Origin of the sequence: Salinicoccus carnicancri Crm, from assembly GCF_000330705.1 — a bacterium.
Taxonomy (GTDB): domain Bacteria; phylum Bacillota; class Bacilli; order Staphylococcales; family Salinicoccaceae; genus Salinicoccus; species Salinicoccus carnicancri.
Genome location: NZ_ANAM01000006.1, coordinates 97,575 through 118,306, shown reverse-complemented (window position 1 = coordinate 118,306; position 20,732 = coordinate 97,575). Strand labels below are relative to the sequence as shown.

Below are 20,732 nucleotides of genomic sequence, written 5' to 3'. Positions count from 1 at the left end.
TTTAAACTGGTGATGGGAGTTGATAAGCATGCAAAAATTCATCACACTTGGTGAAGGGTACGGCGACCTGTTCGAACTGGAAGCGCTGGTTGCCCACAATCAGACACGCATAGACAAAGCAATTTTTTTACATACAGAGGGGAAACTTTCCACATTCCTGCTCGTCATGCAGCCGGTCCGCGGTAATTTCCAGGCCATCTATGCCATCTACAACGGAATCCGGTACAATGCCGGGGAAGGCGGGAAATACGTGATGATCCGCAGATGGTGTGAAACCGCCAATATCCCGGTCGTCGAATTTTCCACACGGGACCCCGAAGATTTTTATGAACGTGGACAGTTCTATCAGTATATCACCGGAGTACTGCGGCTGAACCATCTGATTCCGCCCCTCTGACGCTCAGATGACACGGTAGTCCTTCGCCTCATAGTTTTCAGTACTGTACTCCCGTCTTATATTCGGGTATTCACTTACGACGACTTCCCTGACGTATTTAAGCTGTTCCAGTGTTTTCATTGTTTGAGAAAGTTCGGATTCGTATATATATAATAGTAAGTACTTTTTATCTTTATTCACGTATATGAGGTGGCCGTGCCGTTTCAATTGTCGTATAAACTTATTTTGTTTAAAATATATATAAATGCCAATGCGCGCTTTGAGCATCGTACTCCCACCTTATAAATTTATATAAAGATATGATACCATGTTAGTGAGCAGTTTTAAAATGAATCTATTACTGGAGGCAATGAATTATGAACAAGTGTTTCAAAGGATTTTTAACAGCCGTGGGTGTTGCCGGTGGTGTCATCGGAGGTCTTTGGGTCGGTACGAAACTCATGAGCGAAACGAAGATTCGTGATATCAAGCCTTACTTCAGACACCGTTCCCCCTATGTTTTCGCACACCGCGGAGGAATGGGACTTGCACCTGAACACACTGTTGCAGCATTCGACAAAGCATCGGAATTCGATGTGGATGGCTTCGAAGTTGATGTCCGCATGACCAAGGATGAAGAAATTGTTGTCTTCCATGACGCATACGTCGACCGGACGTCAAACGGTGCCGGCCGTGTCAGCAATATGACACTCGACGAACTGCGTGCCCTCGACTTCGGCTACCACTTCCGTGATGTCGAAGGCAATCATCCGTTCAGGGGATCAGAGGATGCGAAAATCGTCACACTCAGAGAGCTCATCCGCAAATACCCGGATAAGCTCATCAACATCGATATCAAGGATACTCCTGAATCCTATGAAGGCAGTCTGATGCCGAGCCTTCTGTACAGGCTGACGACGGAGCTTGATGTTGTGGACCGTGTATTGGTGACAAGTTTCCACGATGAACAGATTGAGCGCTTCCGTCTCTATTCAGGCGACGATGTGGCGCTTGGTGCCGGCGAAGACCAGGTCCGGAATGCGTACCTCGCATATTCAACCTGCTTCAAACACCTGTATACACCAAAAGCGGATACTTTCCAGATTCCGCCGAGATACAACAATATACCGCTTGACCGCGAAGGTTTCATAGACTACCTTCAGAGTCTGAACGTTGCGGTCGGCTACTGGGTGATCAATGAGATGGATGAAATGGATTCACTCATCCAAAAAGGCGCCCATTCCATCGTGACCGATTTCCCTGACATCAGCCATCATCTTCTGAACGAAAGATATTAATACTGTCCCCCCCCCCGGTGAGGGGGGCTTTTATTTTGCCATAATAAAAAAGACAGCCCGATGGACCGTCTTCATTCGTCTTCATTCTATATCGCCGTCTGGCAGCCGCAGCTGCCGCCGGTCGAGCATCCGGACTCCCCTCCGACAGAGAAGAACGGATTACTGCTGACCACATTGACATTTTGGCTCACGCCGATGCTCACATGATAGAGTATTTCATCAAGGAGCGCCTGGAGCTGATACTCCGCTTTCCGGTACTCCATGACGACCGGATTCATATCCAGCTCTTTTTTGAACTGGTTGATTTCCCTTCTTTTCGTACTGAAATCCGGATGATATTTACCGAATCTCTGCACTTCCTCGAACTCCTCTTTCATTTTTGTAAAACGATATATAAGTCCGGCTGCCGCCGGATCAGTATCCAGCAGTTCCCTGTATTTGCAATAGTGCCTGTATTCCGTAGTCTCCATAACCTTGCTGTTCAAGGCATCGAGCTGATCCATGATTTCCAGTTCCTTTTCAGTTATCATACACATCACCTCTCCCCCAATGGTATCATACTGTAATACCTCCCTTCTACACCGGTTTTTCCAAAATGCTTAAATTCCATTTGCAAGTCTTATGGATATGGATTAAAATTAAAGTAATGCAAAATGCTTAGGGAGGAAATTTCATGGTATTTGAAAACTCTGGTCTTGAGACGATGGTTATTTCTCAGGATATACTGCAAGACACAATGAACAAAAACGGTCTCGTACTCGGGGGTTCCTGGGACTATGAACGGATGACCTATGACTTCAAATATGAGGTGCCGGAGGGGATCTACTACTTACGTCTTCCAGGCTATACCCTGGAAGGCGATGTGGGTGCCAATAACGCAGTCCTCCAGCTTATGGACCCTTACATGGGTAAACATTACTATCCGACCGGCATCGAGTACGGTGCGGATGAACATTTCCCGGACCGCATCGTCGACCATGCAGTCGAGAAGATCAGGGCTGTCGTCAAGGACTTGAAAGCGCTCGTTTAAAACGATGACACATCTGCAGGACACTACGGTGTCCTGTTTTTATTTGCCTATAAAAAAACGGACCCTGACGGATCCGTTCAAAATCAGTTCTGCAGGATCGCCCTGATCAGCGATGTAGTTTCGCCGCCCGGATAAAGCACATAGAGCAGCACATAAACCATGACGCCTGTGACTGCTGTGCCGAACCAGATGACTGAAGCCCACGGTGCGAGTTTCCTGTGTTTCGAGAGTTTCTCCTTGGCACCGAAATAGATCTGTGTCCCGCCCAGGAAAGCGCCCGATGTTGCGAGCACAATGTGGAAGATGAGGAACACCGTGTAGAACGGCACCAGATAATCCGGACCGCCGAAGGCTGTGTTGCCGATGAATATCGTGCGCGATACATATATTATGAAGAATATGATTGCACTGACAGCGGCGTATTTCATCATTTTCTGATGGCCGCCAATATCCCGGTGCTTTTTGACCCTGACAATGCCGGCTGCCATGAAGATGGCACTGAGCACAATGAAAAAAGTACTTATTGTTGGTAATAGATGCACGGTGTATTTCTCCTTACTGGTTATCTGTATTGGTTGAATAGTTCTTTTTGGATACGGGCATTTTCAACAGAGCGTCTGGTCGTCTCCTCTTCATCCATGCGCTCTTCCCTGAACCACTTGAAGAAGATGAAGCCGAGCATGAAGCCGAAGAACACTTCCTGCAGCACCTTCATGATGATACCGCCTGTCTGCTGATCCATGACAGGTGTCGTATCCGTAAAGTATTCGGGTCCTGAAATCAGACCCTGACCGCGCAGGCCGTCAAGTACACCGGAAGGTACGCAGAGCTCCATCGCCGACAGCCATGCATCTCCGTCCGTATACGTCTCATAAAGAGGTGTTCCGGCGAAAATGATCAGTCCGCAGGCAGGTGTGAGCAGCGCTCCGATACCGAAAACATAGAGCATCTTGAACAGGCCGCCCATGTGATTCTCCCTCGGTTCGACTTTGTTGAATACCGGATAGAACATGAGTATCGCAAGCAGGAACAGAAGCGCATTGAATGCCGAGTGCAGCGTCCCGCTCTGCTTAAGGAAATCCAGAACCACAGGCAGGTGGTAGATGGAGAATACGCCATTGAACAGGATGAGTGTCACAAGCGGTTTTTTGGTAATCAGGAATACTTGTTTCACGACAGGCAGATTCACAAAAGCTTTCCATATATATTCAGGCACCGCATAGAACATCAGCGGTGCAATGAGAAGGAATACAACCGCCATCTGCAGCATATGGAAACTGAACAATATGTGGCTCAGTATATCGACTGGCGCCCCGTACATACCGTACAGAAGGACCATGCTGGTGACGAAGACGGCACCTTCTTTCACTCTGAGTGGTCTGCCCCCTTCAAAGTTCCGGTACCACTTTTTAGTAATCAGGAAATAGAATACTGTCAAAAGGACAGTGAACAAGAAGAAATAAGGGCTCCAGTTTGCCACGAAGCCGAATATGGATATAGACGATATATTTTCCAAACTGATCATCCTTTAAAAATTCGCTTATTTCAAGTATAGAATCAAACCCCGATCGCATCAAGCGCCTACAGGTGACAATATGATGACAAAGGAGGCCGGCACAAATGTGCCGGCCTCTTTGCTGTCCTACTCGATCGGAGCTCCGATCCATACGATATAGATGAATGTCGTTACGAATGCAATCGCAAAGAACATGCCTGTAAGCATCATGAGTTTGATGTATTCATGACCCTTGTCTTTCATGTGCATGAAGTAATAGAACTGAAGGATGACCTGCAGGAATGCCATACCGATTACAATCGGGATGACAAACGATGCATCGAGATCCATCGCCACCAGACCGAATGCCACAAAAGTCAGGAAGATCATGAGGGCGAAGGAAACCATCTGCTGACGCATTTCCTTCGTGCGCTCACGCCTGATGTATTCAAGCTTCTTTTGCGAAATCGCTTCTTGTTTGATTTCTGCCATATTACATCACTCCCAACAGGTAGACTATTGTGAAGATGAAGACCCACACAACGTCGATGAAGTGCCAGTACAGTGCTGCAGTGTTCACTTTCGCTGCAGTGTAGACGGACAGACCGCGCTTTGCGTTACGCAGGATGAGGAGCGTGATCCAGACCAGGCCGATACATACGTGGAAACCGTGTGTACCGATCAGGAAATAGAATGCACTGCCGAATGCACTGGAACGGAACGTATGTCCGAGATGGGTGTATTCGATGAACTCATAGATCTCAAGTGCCAGGAACCCAAGCCCGAGCAGTACAGTCACACCAAGCCACAGCTGCATTTTTGAGAAGTTGTTGTTTCTCATGTGATAGACTGCATAGACACTTGTCAGCGACGAAGTCAACAGGAACATCGTCATGACAAATGCGAGCTCCAGGTGGAACAGGTCTGCGGCAAGCAGATGGTCGTCGCTTGGCACAGAGTCTTTGAGTGCAAGGTATGTTGCAAAGAGAGATGCGAAAAGTGCAGTCTCACCGGCAAGGAAAGTCCAGAAACCGATAAATTTGTTTTTACCTTCAAGTGTTGCCGTTTCCGGGTGTGCCGGCCATCTTTCTGACGGCACATTATATTCCATGTTAGCCATTATTTCGCACCCCTTTCTTGTTCTTCAAGATCTTTAAGTACCTCTTCTTTTTTCACGTAGTGGCCGAGGTCATCCTTCCAGGAACGGACACCCATTGAGATGAATACAATCGCGAGGCCCGCGATAAGGACTGGAAGTGCCCAAGGATGATTCGGCAGATCCGCCACTGCATCGATGGCCCAGTCTTTACCGGAAGCGAAGTGCAGTGCACCAAATCCTGCGACGAAGAGACCGAAGGACAGTATGAATGGAATGATGGAACCATTCGGCATATGGAAGTCCTCCAGGGATTCGGCCGGCATCATCTTGCCGCCGTTTTCCTTCTTCTCGATCCAGTATGCATCAAGGCCGCGGATAAGCGGTGTCTGTGCAAAATTGTAGTGCGGAACCGGAAGTGGAAGGGACCATTCAAGTGTACGTCCGTCGCCCCAAGGGTCGCGCCCGACTTTTTCGTTCTTAGCAACAGTGATGATGATGTTGATCAGCAGGATGATGACGGCAACCGCCATCATGATTGCTCCCACGGTGGATATCAAGTTCGCGGTGTTATATCCCTGCCCATCCAGGTAAGTGAACACGCGGCGCGGCATGCCCCAAAGACCAAGGAAGTGCTGGATCAGGAATGTCACATGGAATCCTGCAACGAACAGCACGAATGTAATCTTGCCGAGCTTCTCGCTGAGCATCGTGCTGAACATCAACGGCCAGTAGTAGTGCAGACCGGCAAGGAGTGCAAAGACTACACCGCCAACGATAACGTAGTGGAAGTGCGCTACGATGAAGTATGAGTCATGGTACTGATAGTCGGCCGGTGCAGCTGCCTGCATGATACCTGTAACCCCGCCCATGACGAATGACGGGATGAATGCCAGTGCATAGAGCATCGGGGTCGTAAACTCGATCGAGCCGCCCCATATGGTGAATATCCAGTTGAAGATCTTGATACCCGTTGGTACGGCGATAGCCATTGTGGCTACTGCAAAAATTGCGTTGGCAGTCGGCCCGAGTCCAACTGTGAACATGTGGTGGGCCCACACCATGAACCCGAAGAAGCCGATCAGTACGGTCGCAAATACCATCGCAGAGTAGCCAAACAGCCTCTTACGCGCAAACGTCGCGAATATTTCCGAGAAAATACCGAATGCCGGCAGGATCAGGATGTAAACTTCAGGGTGCCCGAAGATCCAGAACAGATGCTCCCAGATGATCGTGTTGCCCCCGGTTTCAACAAGGAAGAAACTGGATCCGAACATACGGTCAAATGTAAGCAGGAAAATGCCTACTGTAAGCGGCGGGAATGCGAATACGATGAGCACTGAAGCCACAAGTGTTGTCCATGTCATCAGCGGCATCCTCATGTAGGTCATACCCGGTGCTCTCATTGAAATGATTGTAGTGACAAAGTTGATACCTGAAATCAGCGTACCTGCACCGGCAATCTGAAGCCCGACTGCGTAAAAGTCGATACCATGTCCAGGTGAATTGATTGAAAGTGAAGCATAGCTCGTCCAGCCTGCGTCCGGCGCCCCTCCCATGAACCATGAAAGGTTCAGGAAGATACCGCCGAAGATGAACAGCCAGACACCCAGTGAGTTAAGGAATGGGAAGGCTACGTCACGTGCCCCGATCTGCAATGGCACCGTGGCGTTCATGAACGCGAACAAAAGCGGCATTGCAGCCAGGAATATCATCGTTGTACCATGCATGGTGATTACTTCGTTGAACAGTCCTGCAGACAGGAAGTCGCTGTTTGGTACGGCAAGCTGAATACGAATCAGCATTGCTTCTATACCGCCCAGAGCAAAGAAGAATCCACCGGCAATCAGATAAAGGATTGCTATTTTTTTATGGTCGACTGTAGTCATGTAATCCCATATTACAGAACCGACACTTCTCTTTGTAGTTGCGGATGCCATTATCAGTTACCCCCCTCTTCTGATGACTCTTCCTCTGAAGATTCTTCAGCATTTTCTTTTAACGTACTGACATCTCCGGAACCTTCCTCAACATTCAGTTCCATCAGATATTCAGCGACTTTATCTATCTCTTCTTCGGACAGGTCATATGCACCTGTCATCTTGTTGCCCGGTTTCAGGCTTTCAGGATCGGAGATCCAGTCCACCAGGTTCTCCTTGTCGTGTTCAAGATAGCCTGCTATGAGATCCCGGTCACCGAAGTTTGCAAGGTTCGGCCCTTGTGCGCCGGCACCCTGAGGTGTTACAGCGTGACATCCGATACATGAGTTATTGAAGATTTCCTGTCCTTCGGCTGCGTCTTCGGTTGATGCCTGTGCAGGTTCTTCAACAGCCTGCATGTCGGCAAGCCACTGTTCATATTCTTCCTGAGGAAGCGCTTCGACCTTGAAATCCATCAATGCGTGTGAAGGTCCGCACAGTTCCGCACATTTACCGTAGAAGAGACGGTTGGAATCCTGCGCCTTGTCATCGTCAAAGACTAAGTAAAAACTGTTAATTCCGTCTATGTTCGTATCCATCTTACCTCCGGCGGCAGGCACCCAGAATGAGTGTTTCACATCCGCACCCTGAAGGTTGAAGTATACTTTCGTATCAGTCGGTACTACAAGTTCCTGGGAAGTGACCACTTCCTGGTTCGGATACTCGAATTCCCACCAGTACTGATGCGCTGTTACGTTGACGATAACTTCTTCCCCGTTCAATTCGCCATCTTCGGTTTCCATGGCCTGTGTATCTGCCTGTTTGAACGTAAAGTAGATAGTAGGTATGGCAAGAATGATGAGCAGCAGTATAGGGATACTTGTCCAGATTACTTCCAGCGTGTGGTTTCCGGCAATATCCTTCGGTTCAAACTCCTCACCGACTTTGCTTCTGCGGCTCTTTGTCAGTGCAAATGTAAAGAGTACAACAACAACCAGGATTACCAGGATCATGATGATGATTGACAGAAGCATCAGGTTAAACTGTTCCTGCCCAACCTCACCAGCAGGCTTCAGTGTACTAAGATGATTCTTACCACAACCCGACAGAAACACCATTAGGACAGATAAAAGACCTATCCATTTGGCATTCATCCAACGATTTTTCATGTAAATAGCCCCTCTTTCATACTAAGCTTTAGAAATTAAATAATAGGCCGGCAATGATGATCATTACAAAGAAAATGATAATGTAGTTCAATGAGAAGACAAATACCCGACCGGCATAGCGGTTATAGTCTTCAATGCGGCGGAACCTGTTGAGAGCAACAAGGAGCCAGGCGGCATTCAGCAGCGTGGCAAGCCCGGCAAACCACAAGCCGAGTTCCATCATGAGCAGCGGTGTGAACAAAAGAAGTGCCACCCAGGATATGATGGATACCCGTGTTCGGTGATTTCCTTTTACGGAAGGAAGCATTGGTACGCCAGCCTCGCTGTATTCATCACTCCGTCTGATGGCCAGCGCATAAAAATGCGGCGGCTGCCATATGAACATTACAATGAACATCGCCCAGGCAAGCATGTGCAGGCCCGGGTCGATTACGGCCCAGCCGATCAAAGGCGGCATCGCTCCGGGAATCGCACCGATTACTGTATTGGACAGCAGATGCCTTTTTGCAAAGATCGAGTAGACGACTGCATATCCAAAAGCGGCAATCAGTCCAAGCGTTCCAGCTGTCGGATTGATCATGAACAAAATGATCTCACCCGCAATCAGCATCGAAAAACCGGTTTTCAGTATCTGTCCGACACTGAAAGTGCCGTCGACACTCGGTCTGTCGAGCTTCGATTCCATTACTGAATCGATATCACGGTCATAGAAATTATTGAGTGCGGCAACGCCGCCGATGACCAGTGCAGTTGCGAGAATCATGAGCAGAAGGATGGGAATATTTGCGAAGAAAGACTGTCCGTAATACATCACCGCCAGGAAACCGGCAGCAAAAGCGGGCACCAGGTTCGCTTTTATGATCCCTTCCTTTACCAAGGTCTTTACAGCTTTGAAAGTTATTTCCTTGTCGACATGATGCACATCATTTCCATATACATCACTTTGCATCCATACGCCTCCTTTCGCCAATAAACACATTTATATTTAATAATAAATTAAAAAGGTCACATTTACTATACATTTCTGAAATAAATTCGTTACATTTTATATTGTTCAAAAATTGTTCATGAATGTGCCACATGGAAAACGCCAATCTGTTTTATACTTGTTAGAGAGCTTCTGTACATATCGATTTTACCATATATTCCAGAATTGTTAAGGGCATTTCAGAAGATTAACATTTGCTCTGACGGGTTCTTTCATATATATTGTAATTCTGATACCACAAAAAGCATTTGAATTATTGAGGTGTTACCATTGTATAAAAACTTGAAAATTGTGGCTGCGGTAACAACGCTCATGATGGTCTTTGTTCAAATCGGAGGCGCCCTTGTCACCAAGACGGGGTCAGCCGAAGGATGCGGTCAATCCTGGCCCCTGTGCCACGGAAAGCTCATACCGACCGACTGGCCGATTGAAACCATCATCGAACTTGCCCACAGAGGTGTATCAGGCATCGCAATAATACTGGTCGGGGTGCTGAGCTACATGGTTCTGAAAGTCATCCCGCATAAGAGAGAGACGAAATTCCTCGTCGCACTCAGCATCGGCTTCATCCTGGCACAGGCTCTGATTGGTGCTGCAGCAGTAATGTGGGGACAAAATGATTTCATTCTCGCAGCACATTTCGGAATATCACTCATCAGCTTCGCCGCGGTACTGCTGCTTACGCTGCTCATCTTTGAAGTTGATACCAAATTTGAAGCAGAAATCATGGCTTTCGGTCCGTTCCTCAGGTACAACACGATCTTCCTGACGATATATATATATCTGGTGGTCTACAGCGGAGCCCTCGTCAGACATACCGAATCTTCACTCGCCTGTCTGAGCTGGCCGCACTGTCAGCCCGGACAGTTCTGGGCGATGGACTTCTACCAGTGGGTGCAGATGGGCCACCGTGCCCTTGCAGGTATAGTAGTCATATGGATTTTCATCATAATGCTGCATGCGATAAGACATTACAGCAGATACAGGGTAATCAGGAACGGATGGATCCTGGCCTTCATCCTCGTGCTGCTGCAGGCGACAACAGGGATGCTCAGTGTGTTCACACTGGTGAACATATTCATAGCACTGCTGCACGCATTGTTCATCACCCTTCTTTTCGGACTGCTGTGCTACTTCATCATGCTGCTTTCAAGGGCAAAGTAGACTCAAAAAAAGCGATCCCGCGGGATCGCTTTTTTACATCTATTTTTCAACAGTCATCATCAGATCCATGGATTCAACAGCATCCCCGGCTTCAATGAACACTTCGCTCACCTTGCCGTCAAATGGTGCTTTGACGGAGTTCTCCATCTTCATCGCCTCCGTGATGATGATGATATCCCCTTTCTTGAATTCCTCTCCTGCCTTGAATTTGATTGCACTGACCGTACCCGGCATCTGGGCACCGATATGGCCGACGTCGGTCGGGTCCGCCTTTTTCAGTTTTGCCACTTTGGACTCGACATTTTCATCCTTGATATATACTTTTCTTGGGAACCCGTTGAGTTCGAAGTACATCCAGCGGTAGCCGTCCTCGTGAACATGTCCGATTGAAAGGAGATTCACGATGAGTGTCTTGCCTTTGTCAATCTCGATCTCAAGTATTTCATTCTTCCGCATGCCGAACAGGAACGTCGGTGTATCAAGAACTTCCACGTTACCGTACCTCTGGTTTGTCGCCAGGAATTCCCTGTATACTTTCGGATAGAGCGCGTATGAGAGCAGATCCTTATCCGTGATATCATGCTCACAGAATTGGGACATCTCTTCCTTGAGTTCAAGGAAATCCACAGGTTCCAGCACTTTACCGGCACGTTCTGCCAATGGTTCCGTCCCTTTCAGCACCGTTTTCTGGAGTTCTTCATCGAACCCTGTGACCGGTCTGCCGATCTCACCTTTGAAGAAGCTGACCACGGAATCCGGGAAATCAAGATGCGGACCGCGTGAGATGACACTTTCTTCATCCAGGTCGTTTTGTACCATGAACAGTGCCATATCACCGACCACTTTGGATGAAGGTGTCACTTTGACTATGTCGCCAAACATCATATTGACTCTCTGATACATCTTCTTCACTTCACCGTAACGGTCTCCGAGGCCCATGGATTTCGCCTGGCTGAGAAGGTTGGAGTACTGGCCGCCCGGCATCTCATGCTTGTAGATCTCAGTATGCGGACTCTTTATGTCGCTTTCAAAATCGGTATAGTACTTCCTGACATCCTCCCAGTACTCACTGAGCCTCTCCAGTCCTTCAATGTCAGCCCGTATCTGTCTGCCGTTGCCGGACTGGGCGTAATACAGGCTGTTCGCACTCGGCTGGGAGGTCAGGCCGCTCAGCGCACCAAGAGCCGTATCCACGACGTCCACTCCGGCTTCGATCGCCTTGGAGTACATCATGATGCCGTTGCCGCTCGTATCGTGTGAATGCAGATGGATCGGGATATCGACGGTTGCCTTCAGCTCACCGACCAGTTCGTATGCAGCTTCAGGTTTGAGCAGCCCCGCCATATCTTTGATGGCAAGGATGTGGACACCCTGTGCCTCCAATTCCTTCGCCATGTTTTTATAGTAATCAAGCGTATAGATGTCTGAGCGTCCGGGATCCAGAATATCCCCTGTATAACAGATGGCACCCTCTGCCACCTTGCCTGTTTTCAGCACCGCTTCGATTGGATGCTTCATCGCCTCAAGCCAGTTCAGTGAATCGAATATCCGGAACACATCGATGCCTGATGCGGCACTTTCCTTCACGAATTTCTCGACCACATTATCCGGATAATTTTTGTAGCCCACTGCATTTGAAGCGCGGAGCAGCATCTGGAACAGTACATTCGGAATTTCCTTCCGGAGTGTTTCCAGGCGTCTCCATGGATCTTCTTTAAGGAAATTGTACGCAACATCGAATGTCGCTCCCCCCCACATCTCAAGTGAGAAGGCATCTTTCAGATCATGTGCGGTATACGGTGCAATCTTTTTCATGTCATATGTGCGCATGCGGGTCGTCAGCAGGGACTGATGGGCATCACGCATCGTCGTATCCGTGATCAGCGCATCATCCTGCTCCTTCAGCCACTTCGCAAGCCCTTTTGGTCCTTCCTTGTCGAGAATCTGCTTTGTGCCATCCTGTACTTCAGGCTTGAAATCCGGAATTCTCGGTTTTTCAAACACCGGCTTGTCGCGTTTATCGACCCCGGGGAATCCGTTCACTGTGATCGTTGATATATACTCCAGTGTCTTCGTACCCCTGTCCTTCGGCTTTTCAAACACGAAAAGGGACGGTGTCGTATCGATGAACTTTGTGGAATAGTCACCTTTACGGAAACTTTCATCGCCGATGACATTTGTCAGGAACTGCAGGTTCGTCTTGATGCCGCGTATACGCATCTCCTTGAGGCTCCGCGCCATCTTATCATTCGCATCCTTGTATGTGAGGCCGTGGGTCGACAGTTTTACAAGCAGTGAGTCATAGTAAGGTGAAATGACCGCACCCTGGAATCCATCACCTGCATCGACACGCACACCGAAGCCGCCTGCGGAACGGTACGCCATGATTTCACCCGTATCCGGCATGAAGTCGTTGAGAGGATCCTCAGTCGTAATACGGCACTGGACCGCATATCCCATCAGAGGGATATCTTCCTGTGCAGGCATATTGATGACACCGCCAAACAGGCTGTTGCCATCGGCAATCTGAATCTGCGTCCGCACGATATCGACACCTGTCACCATCTCGGTGATCGTGTGCTCAACCTGTACCCTTGGGTTCACTTCGATGAAATAGAACTCATCACCCGACACTAGGAATTCTACAGTACCGGCGTTCACATATCCGACCTTTTGGGACATGTCTTTGGCCGCCTCACATATTTTCTCGCGCATTGTCTTTGTCAGTCCGACCGACGGTGCCACTTCTACGACTTTCTGGTGGCGGCGCTGCACTGAACAGTCGCGTTCATACAGATGGACAACATTCCCTTCATTGTCGCCAAGGATCTGCACTTCGATATGCTTCGGACGGTCGATGTATTTCTCCAGATAGACATCGCTGTTCCCGAACGACTTGTCGGCTTCACTTTTGGCACGCTCGTAGCTGTCTTTCAGATTGTCATCTTCTGTTACGATGCGCATGCCTTTTCCACCGCCGCCTGAAATCGCCTTGATGATGATCGGATAGCCATGCTCCTCGATGAATGTCTCGACTTCTTCATAGGATTGGACTGCACTGTCCGTACCCGGGATGACCGGAAGACCTGTAGCCAGTGCCGTCTCACGCGCTTTGACCTTGTCACCGAACATATCCAGATGACGGAGTTCCGGTCCGACGAAGATGATACCCTCCTCTTCACACCGCTTTGCAAACTCCTTGTTTTCACTTAAAAAGCCATAACCCGGATGGATTGCATCCACACCGGCATCTTTTGCGACCTTGATGATGGCTTCAATATTGAGGTAGCTTTCAGTTGGAGAGAGGTCCTCCCCGACCAGATACGCTTCATCCGCCTTGTATCTATGTAATGCCCCTTTATCTTCATTACTGTAGATGGCAACCGTCGTGATATCGAGCTCTGTACATGCCCGGAATATCCGGATGGCTATCTCCCCACGGTTTGCCGCCATGAGCTTATTAATCTTTTTCATGTTAATCCCCCTTCCACATAATAGCTAATTATAATAAATATTCAGAATATATACAATAATATTCACCACCATTTTTACTTTTTACAAATGTAAACGTTTTCAAAAAGGCCGGCATGACTTGATTCACGTCCATCCTATAATAGGCCGGCTGCTCAGATGCAGCCGGCCTCATTGTATATGATACTCTCCGCTTTCAGTTCTGACTGTCTTTTGAGATGCCTCTTCAGAGCAGCGATCATTTTTTCATCACCGGTGTTGTCATCCATCGGCTTTTCCAGATTTTCTTCCAGTATGGTGACCCACGGCGTGTTTTTCATATCCAGTCCCGCCATCATTTCCGCATGCTTCCTCAGCCTGCCTGATCTGTACCGGCCGAGCCTGAATCTTTTCGCTTCGAGATCGGCGTGGAGGTCAGAATAGACCGCCTGCAAAAGATATCCTTTCACCTGGATTTCATATTCCAGCGGGAAAAGGTAGTTCCGCACATAATCATCCAGACAAGCCTCCATCTTCTCTTCATCGTATGATCCGGTTTCAGCTATATCCGCCATCGTCCCCTTTAGAATGACGAGTGCCGACTCAAGTTTGCCTTCAAGCTGCATCATCATTTCAACATGTTCCCTGAGCGTCACGTACCGGCTGTCCTGTGACGCCACTTCAGTCAGAGTTCGGAAAAGCCCGCGGGTCCGCCTGGCGGTGCGGAAGCGTTCTTTCAAAAGAGATTCATCATCCAGAAGACCCCGGACTTCATCTTTGATTATTTTCCGGGAAAGGGGAGCCTTTGCAGACATTCCGTCCTCGAGCCCCCCGTTTCGTATGACAGCAATACGGGCAATGCGCCCGGCTGCATCTTTCAGGTCGACAAAATGCCACACATCTCCGCCTTTATGGTATGCAGCAGGATCTTCATATGCAGCATAATCTGCTGCTGCCCTGTTTCCGTCAATCTGCAGCTTTCTGCCGAGTACTGTTATTCCCATCCAAAAACTCCCCTTCTATATAAAAGACAGTCCACTTGCGGTGGACTGTCCAATATTCCTTCTGTTCCGGGACTCTATATCTTCCCTTTTTTCGCAATCTCTTCCTTTTTGACATGCTTGGCTGAAATGACAAGCAGTCCGATGGCTATGGATATGCTCAAGAATGAAGAACCTCCGTAGCTCAGCAGCGGCAGCGGTACGCCGGTCAGCGGTATCAGCTTGGAAATGCCGCCGAGGTTTACAAACAGCTGGAAGGTGATGTAGATTGCGACACCCATACAGACGAGACTGTAGAATTTATCTTTTGAGATCGCAGCATACCTCAATGCTTTTATGACGATGACCAGATACAGGACGAGTATGACAATGACACCGATCAGACCGAGCTCTTCAGCGATGACCGCGAATATGAAGTCGGTGTGAGGTTCCGGCAGATAGCCAAGCTTCATGATGCCGTTCCCGAGTCCGGTGCCTGTAACCCCTCCGTGCGAAATGGAAACAAGTGCATTGGTCAGCTGATATCCTGTCCCCGTCGGATCGTTGAATGGGTGCAGGAATGTATCAATCCGTGCCGACTGGTGCGGAGACAGGATGCTCCCTTTGATCAGGTAGATGATTACACCAACAGCGCCGGCGGCGAGTGACAGTGCCGTGCCGACTTTCAGCAGGAATCTCAGCGGGATGCCTGAATAGATGAATATGCCCGCGATGATACCGACAATCACAAGCCCCGTGCCGAAGTCATTGGAAATGACGAGCATCGTACACATGCCTATGAATCCGACGGGAGCAAGATGCCCCCATTCCAGCCGTTTCAACCGGTCTTTCTTGCGATCATAAATATATGACAGATACAATATCGTCACTATTTTGAAGAACTCGGATGTCTGGAAATTGAATCCGGCAAGGCGGATCCAGTTTTTCTCACCGTTCACTTCCGTACCGAAAATGACTGTGACGATCAGCAGAAGCAGTATGGCCACCGTCGCGAGCATCTGGAAGTATTTATTCCTGAGGAATTCCCCTGACATGAAATACGCCATGACGAAAACAATGCCGTAACCCAGTATCATGGATACTATCTGCCTGGTATAATAATGGCTCGGATTACCGCCGGTGATATCGCTCTTTGATGCAACCACCATACTGGCGCTGTATATCATCGTCAGCCCGACCAGGCTGAGCAGAACATATGTAATCACAATGGTGAAATCCACGTATTTGGAATACACCTTAACGTAGTTGAAGAAGTCCTTAATGAATGTCAAAACAATCCCTCATTTAAAAAAAGTCTAAAGATCAAAATCTCTTTAGACTCTATTCTCGTCTCTCATATATGCATCATGCACTTTGGAAACTTCCTGCTCAAGCCGTTCCAAAAGTTCATGTCCAACTACCGGATCAATCAGGCCAAGCCTCGATGCGAAATGCACTTCCTTGGACAGGCCGAACATCTGAGTGTCTAGAACCTCTTCATAGACAGGACACTGGGGCATTGTCAGATTATCCATCTGAACCTCTATGAGCTGGACAATCTTCTCCGCGTCCTTCTCGAGCTGCTCATATGCCTGTTTACTTAATTCTTCTTTACTGGACACGAAAAAATCCCCTTTCCTCGAACTCTCTATAAAATTCTATCTCACAGAGTACAAAAAAGCAAGCAATTACAGAGCTCATAAAAGTGCAAATGTCATTTATTTTCAATCTGCAAGTCTGTTATAATTATAGTGTAAGGAGAGAAGATAATGATTATACAAATATTGGGCAATGTCCGCTACCAGATTACACTGGACCCATCCGCATGGATATTTGACGACCGCAAGGAAGAGCTTGAGAAAGTGCTGGCAAAAGAGTCAGATAAGGAAGAGATCAGGTTCGAGGACTCGACGGAATGGAACCGTCAGATCATAGAAGGTTCATCCAAGCCGCCGACTCTCAAATCCGAGAAGAAATTCAAAAAGAAGGATCTTCTCGAAGGGACATTCATCATCTGCCTGGAACCGTTCTTCGAGTATACGGAACCCGAACGCGGCGAAGATGCCATGATCACCTTCACTCATGACGAAGGCGCATCCATCATCCCCTACAGTGACCGCCGACTCATATATGCACAGTTCAGCCACGAAGGCAGGCGCCTCTATGACGATGGCATGGTGGATATCCTGGTCATCGAAAACGGGGAGATAAAAGAAAAGCTAATCCATGTCACAGGTATCAAATTCGATTGACCGCAGCCGTAACGGCTGCTTTTTTTGTGCAAAAAAAGAGCACCCCACGCAGGGTGCTCCGAAATCCAGTATATCATTTTTTGGAGGTTTTGATGTTTCCCGCTTTCCTCTCCTGATGAAGCCTGAAGCGGTACAGTCCGAGTACGACTGCTGCAACGGCCAGACTTTCGGCCACCGGCAGGAATGCTCCAAAAAACGTCAGCATGATGCAGCCGACGAACATGACGATGTAAATCACTACATTTTGCCAGAGTTTTATCTTTCTGGCAAATCCGAGGACATACACAAGTATGCATAACAGATAGATTGTGATGAATAAATACCACATGCCTGTCTGGGGGTTTGTATCCAGACCGTAGATTCTGCCGAAAAATGTCAGCCGCTCAGTGACACTGACATTCATCAAGACTGGGAGAAACAATTATACTCACTCCGCTTCAAGTTTGTACTTATTTTGCTTTTGCGCTTTTTCACGTTCACTTTTTCCAAGGATCTGCTTTCTGAGGCGCACTGTTTCCGGTGTCACTTCCACCAGTTCATCGTCGTTGATGAATTCTAGCGCTTCTTCAAGTGTCAGTATTCTCGGCTTTTTCATCGTGGACGTCTGCTCTTTCGTCGCAGAGCGGATGTTGTTTGCCGCTTTGACCTTGGTGATGTTGACAGTAAGGTCATTATCGCGTGTATTCTGTCCGACGATCATGCCTTCATATACTTCCGTACCCGGCTCCATGAAGTTCTCCCCCCGGTCTTCGAGCTGGAGTATCGCATATGTTGATGCCACACCTTTGTCCATGGATACCAGCACACCGTTGTGGCGGCCGCCGATGCGTCCTTTGAACAGGGGACGGTAGTCTTCGAATGTATGGTTCATTATACCATATCCGCGCGTCATTGACATGAACTCGGTGCGGTACCCGATAAGACCGCGGGCGGGCACATCAAACTGGATGCGTGTCTGTCCGTTGCCGGTGTTCATCATATCGATCATCTCGCCTTTTCTCTGCCCGAGTGACTCGATGACACTTCCTGTGTGCTCTTCCGGCACATCGACCTGTACACGTTCATATGGCTCGCATTTTACACCGTCCACTTCCTTTACGATGACCTCCGGTTTTGAGACCTGGAGCTCATAGCCTTCACGGCGCATGTTCTCCACAAGGATGGACAGGTGGAGTTCGCCGCGTCCGGAGACTTTCCACGCATCCGGCCGGTCCGTCTCGTCGACACGGAGGGATACATCGGTTTCAAGCTGCTGAGCAAGTCGTTCCTCAATCTGGCGTGCTGTCACATATTTCCCCTCGCGTCCGGCAAATGGTGAACTGTTGACAGAGAATGTCATCTGCAGAGTCGGTTCATCGATGTGCAGTACCGGCAGTGCTTCCTGATGGTCAATAGGCGTGACAGTCTCACCGACATTGATATCCTCCATGCCGCTGACAGCAATCAGGTCCCCTGCTTTGGCGCTCTCGATTTCCAGCCTGTTCAGGCCGAAGAAACCGAACAGCTTGGTCACCCTGAAGTTTTTGATGGAGCCGTCTTTTTTCATGAGCGATACGTGCTGCCCAACTTTGATCTCGCCGCGGAATACGCGTCCGACACCTATACGGCCGACGTAGTCATTGTAGTCGAGCAGTGCAATCTGGAACTGCAATGGCTCATCACTGTTGTCGACAGGGGCCGGTATGTGCTCGACGATCATGTCATATATGGACTGCATGTTCTCATCCTGTTTTTTTGCATCGAGACTCGCAGTACCGTTCACTGCCGATGCATACGCAACCGGGAATTCAAGCTGCTCATCGTTGGCGTCGAGTTCGATGAAAAGCTCCAATACTTCATCGACGACTTCCTCCGGGCGTGCGGTTCCCTTGTCGATCTTGTTGAGGACGACAAGCGGTTTGAGGTCCTGTTCGAGCGCCTTTTTCAACACAAAACGTGTCTGCGGCATTGTGCCCTCGTATGCATCGACGACGAGGATGACACCATCCACCATTTTCATGATACGCTCCACTTCACCGCCGAAGTCTGCGTGCCCGGGCGTATCCAGGATATTTATTCTCGTACCTTTGTAATCGATTGCCGTGTTCTTCGCAAGTATTGTAATACCGCGCTCGCGTTCTATATCGTTGGAGTCCATAGCCCGTTCTTCCACGTGCTCATTCTCACGGAATATACCGGATTGTTTGAGCAGCTGGTCAACAAGTGTCGTTTTACCATGGTCTACGTGTGCAATAATTGCAATATTGCGGATATCTTCTCTGGAATTCATCAGGACTTTCCCTTCGTTTTTAGAATTACTCTTTCATAACTTAACTATTATATCATAATATGAACTATAATTACACCCTGCAAATACAGGGGATTCCATATAAATACGGATGGAATTATGGTATAATATCGCCTGAAAGCACTTCGAAAGGGATGTTTATGCATGGCTCAAAAAAAATCGAAAGCGATTTTTGCGGTGCTTGCGACACTTGCCGTCCTGATGATGGTCGCTTTCTCTGTATTCATTGCGGAAGCAATGCCCATCATGGCCATATTGTCTGTTGTACTGTTCATCGCCATCTTCGGCATCGGTTTCACACTGAAGAAGAGATACAGGGAAAACGGCTGGCTGTAGCACTGCAAATGCAAATATCGGGCTTCTGCCCGCTGAACAGGAGGATTATGGGAAACAGGTCACTGTTTTCCTGAAACCCTCCTTTTTTCATGCCCATTTTCAAAATTCTGCGCTTTGCATAAAATTCACTCAGAGCCGACAATAGCTGTAATTCAACTGACAGGAGTGACAGAAATGAGAGAAAAGCATGAAAAACTGAAAGTGTATGAATTCCTCTACAACCGGCTCCCCTTCTCCGATACGGAAAAGCAGGAATTCCGCGCGATGCAGCGCATGGAAAAGCTGGAGGCAAGATTCGAAAGGGAACTGGCCAGGATCAAAACGCAGAACATGAGTATACACTGGCACACGGAAATGCTCATCGACAGCGACTATGAAATCGTCAATGTGCTCATCGTTACGGATTACTGCTACTACCTCTTCGTCCTGCACGATCTTGCAGGTGAGTTCTATATCAACCCATTCAACATACTTTGCAGGGACAATCATGAAGCGGCGCTTGATTTGAACAGGAGCGAACGCATTTATGAAATGTTCCGCTCCCAACTTATCGATGAAGGGAAATACCAGCGTCCCATCATTTTGAAATATGTGATGATGAACAGCAAATTCGGTCTGCAGGGCAGGCGTTCCGACCTGTTCCTCGATGTGAAGAACCTGCCGTATTACCTGAAAGCGATAGAGCATTCGGCGGTGATCAGAAAAAAGAACCATCACCCGGCTTCGACAAAATTCTGAAAAGCTGCAGAGAATACACTGTGAACATGGAAAGCTATAGAAAAGGTATCAAATGCTCCGACTGCCATTCATTTGATATGGATATTCTGAGCAGCAGGCTTTTCATGTGCAGTGACTGCGGAGTTGTGGTTGGGGTTGAAAATCAGATCCGGCA

Annotated in this window: 22 protein-coding genes; 7 read left to right on the top strand and 15 right to left on the bottom strand. The window is 48.4% G+C overall.

Annotation, left to right across the window (positions count from 1 at the left end; genetic code table 11):
* Positions 1-28: 28 nt before the first annotated feature.
* Entirely contained in the window at positions 29-397 is a 369-nt protein-coding gene (locus tag C792_RS0105450; RefSeq protein ID WP_017548441.1) for a DUF7147 family protein, read from the top strand.
* Between the two features lie 3 nt (positions 398-400).
* On the opposite strand, the gene C792_RS0105445 is transcribed toward C792_RS0105450, so the two are convergent.
* Positions 401-664, bottom strand: a complete 264-nt coding sequence (locus tag C792_RS0105445) for a DUF2129 domain-containing protein (RefSeq protein ID WP_017548440.1) — start codon at positions 662-664, stop codon at positions 401-403.
* Positions 665-753: 89 nt separating this feature from the next.
* Here C792_RS0105445 and C792_RS0105440 point away from each other — a divergent pair, with 89 nt between their 5' ends.
* Positions 754-1,674 (top strand): glycerophosphodiester phosphodiesterase family protein, encoded by a 921-nt coding sequence (locus tag C792_RS0105440; RefSeq protein ID WP_017548439.1) that lies wholly within the window; start codon positions 754-756, stop codon positions 1,672-1,674.
* Positions 1,675-1,760: 86 nt separating this feature from the next.
* Here C792_RS0105440 and C792_RS0105435 read toward each other — a convergent pair whose 3' ends face one another.
* Positions 1,761-2,204, bottom strand: a complete 444-nt coding sequence (locus C792_RS0105435; protein WP_017548438.1) for a YlbF/YmcA family competence regulator — start codon at positions 2,202-2,204, stop codon at positions 1,761-1,763.
* 143 nt (positions 2,205-2,347) lie between these two features.
* Between C792_RS0105435 and C792_RS0105430 the strand changes: the two genes are divergently transcribed.
* On the top strand, positions 2,348-2,704 hold the full coding sequence (locus tag C792_RS0105430) for a YugN family protein (RefSeq protein WP_017548437.1): 357 nt from the start codon (positions 2,348-2,350) through the stop codon (positions 2,702-2,704).
* Positions 2,705-2,787: 83 nt separating this feature from the next.
* Here C792_RS0105430 and C792_RS0105425 read toward each other — a convergent pair whose 3' ends face one another.
* From C792_RS0105425 to cyoE, 7 genes are all read right to left on the bottom strand, one after another.
* Positions 2,788-3,246 (bottom strand): DUF420 domain-containing protein, encoded by a 459-nt coding sequence (locus C792_RS0105425; protein WP_017548436.1) that lies wholly within the window; start codon positions 3,244-3,246, stop codon positions 2,788-2,790.
* A gap of 20 nt (positions 3,247-3,266) precedes the next feature.
* Positions 3,267-4,229 carry a cytochrome c oxidase assembly factor CtaG gene (gene ctaG, locus C792_RS0105420; protein WP_040608716.1) on the bottom strand — a complete coding sequence of 321 codons (963 nt, stop codon included), beginning with the start codon at positions 4,227-4,229 and terminating at the stop codon, positions 3,267-3,269.
* 117 nt (positions 4,230-4,346) lie between these two features.
* Positions 4,347-4,691 carry a cytochrome C oxidase subunit IV family protein gene (locus tag C792_RS0105415; protein ID WP_017548434.1) on the bottom strand — a complete coding sequence of 115 codons (345 nt, stop codon included), beginning with the start codon at positions 4,689-4,691 and terminating at the stop codon, positions 4,347-4,349.
* A gap of 1 nt (position 4,692) precedes the next feature.
* Positions 4,693-5,319 (bottom strand): cytochrome c oxidase subunit 3, encoded by a 627-nt coding sequence (locus C792_RS0105410; protein ID WP_017548433.1) that lies wholly within the window; start codon positions 5,317-5,319, stop codon positions 4,693-4,695.
* On the bottom strand, positions 5,319-7,235 hold the full coding sequence (locus tag C792_RS0105405) for a cytochrome c oxidase subunit I (protein WP_017548432.1): 1,917 nt from the start codon (positions 7,233-7,235) through the stop codon (positions 5,319-5,321). The genes C792_RS0105410 and C792_RS0105405 overlap by 1 nt, the downstream gene beginning before the upstream one ends.
* A gap of 2 nt (positions 7,236-7,237) precedes the next feature.
* Positions 7,238-8,383 carry a cytochrome c oxidase subunit II gene (gene coxB / locus C792_RS0105400; protein ID WP_026090243.1) on the bottom strand — a complete coding sequence of 382 codons (1,146 nt, stop codon included), beginning with the start codon at positions 8,381-8,383 and terminating at the stop codon, positions 7,238-7,240.
* A 28-nt stretch (positions 8,384-8,411) separates the two neighbouring features.
* Positions 8,412-9,332, bottom strand: coding sequence for a heme o synthase (cyoE, locus tag C792_RS0105395; RefSeq protein WP_017548430.1), 921 nt, complete (start codon positions 9,330-9,332; stop codon positions 8,412-8,414).
* A gap of 309 nt (positions 9,333-9,641) precedes the next feature.
* Here cyoE and C792_RS0105390 point away from each other — a divergent pair, with 309 nt between their 5' ends.
* Positions 9,642-10,535: a COX15/CtaA family protein gene (locus tag C792_RS0105390; RefSeq protein WP_017548429.1), complete on the top strand. Its 894-nt coding sequence runs from the start codon at positions 9,642-9,644 to the stop codon at positions 10,533-10,535.
* 39 nt (positions 10,536-10,574) lie between these two features.
* Here C792_RS0105390 and C792_RS0105385 read toward each other — a convergent pair whose 3' ends face one another.
* The 4 genes from C792_RS0105385 to C792_RS0105370 all read right to left on the bottom strand — a co-directional run bounded on the left by C792_RS0105385 (position 10,575) and on the right by C792_RS0105370 (position 16,587).
* Positions 10,575-14,009, bottom strand: a complete 3,435-nt coding sequence (locus tag C792_RS0105385) for a pyruvate carboxylase (protein WP_017548428.1) — start codon at positions 14,007-14,009, stop codon at positions 10,575-10,577.
* Positions 14,010-14,161: 152 nt separating this feature from the next.
* Positions 14,162-14,989, bottom strand: coding sequence for a hypothetical protein (locus C792_RS0105380; RefSeq protein ID WP_017548427.1), 828 nt, complete (start codon positions 14,987-14,989; stop codon positions 14,162-14,164).
* 74 nt (positions 14,990-15,063) lie between these two features.
* A complete protein-coding gene (locus C792_RS0105375; protein ID WP_017548426.1) occupies positions 15,064-16,257 on the bottom strand; it encodes an FtsW/RodA/SpoVE family cell cycle protein in 1,194 nt (397 codons plus the stop codon).
* 42 nt (positions 16,258-16,299) lie between these two features.
* Positions 16,300-16,587: an Fpa/YlaN family protein gene (locus tag C792_RS0105370; protein ID WP_017548425.1), complete on the bottom strand. Its 288-nt coding sequence runs from the start codon at positions 16,585-16,587 to the stop codon at positions 16,300-16,302.
* A 147-nt stretch (positions 16,588-16,734) separates the two neighbouring features.
* Between C792_RS0105370 and C792_RS0105365 the strand changes: the two genes are divergently transcribed.
* Positions 16,735-17,217, top strand: a complete 483-nt coding sequence (locus tag C792_RS0105365; protein WP_017548424.1) for a hypothetical protein — start codon at positions 16,735-16,737, stop codon at positions 17,215-17,217.
* Positions 17,218-17,290: 73 nt separating this feature from the next.
* Here C792_RS0105365 and C792_RS0105360 read toward each other — a convergent pair whose 3' ends face one another.
* Both C792_RS0105360 and typA read right to left on the bottom strand, forming a co-directional pair.
* Positions 17,291-17,620, bottom strand: a complete 330-nt coding sequence (locus tag C792_RS0105360) for a YlaH-like family protein (RefSeq protein ID WP_017548423.1) — start codon at positions 17,618-17,620, stop codon at positions 17,291-17,293.
* A gap of 24 nt (positions 17,621-17,644) precedes the next feature.
* Positions 17,645-19,489 (bottom strand): translational GTPase TypA, encoded by a 1,845-nt coding sequence (gene typA / locus C792_RS0105355; RefSeq protein ID WP_026090240.1) that lies wholly within the window; start codon positions 19,487-19,489, stop codon positions 17,645-17,647.
* Between the two features lie 159 nt (positions 19,490-19,648).
* On the opposite strand from typA, the gene C792_RS0105350 reads away from it, so the two are divergent.
* Both C792_RS0105350 and C792_RS0105345 read left to right on the top strand, forming a co-directional pair.
* Positions 19,649-19,840 carry a DUF5325 family protein gene (locus C792_RS0105350; RefSeq protein WP_017548421.1) on the top strand — a complete coding sequence of 64 codons (192 nt, stop codon included), beginning with the start codon at positions 19,649-19,651 and terminating at the stop codon, positions 19,838-19,840.
* Between the two features lie 174 nt (positions 19,841-20,014).
* Positions 20,015-20,578 (top strand): hypothetical protein, encoded by a 564-nt coding sequence (locus tag C792_RS0105345; protein WP_017548420.1) that lies wholly within the window; start codon positions 20,015-20,017, stop codon positions 20,576-20,578.
* Positions 20,579-20,732: the final 154 nt, after the last annotated feature.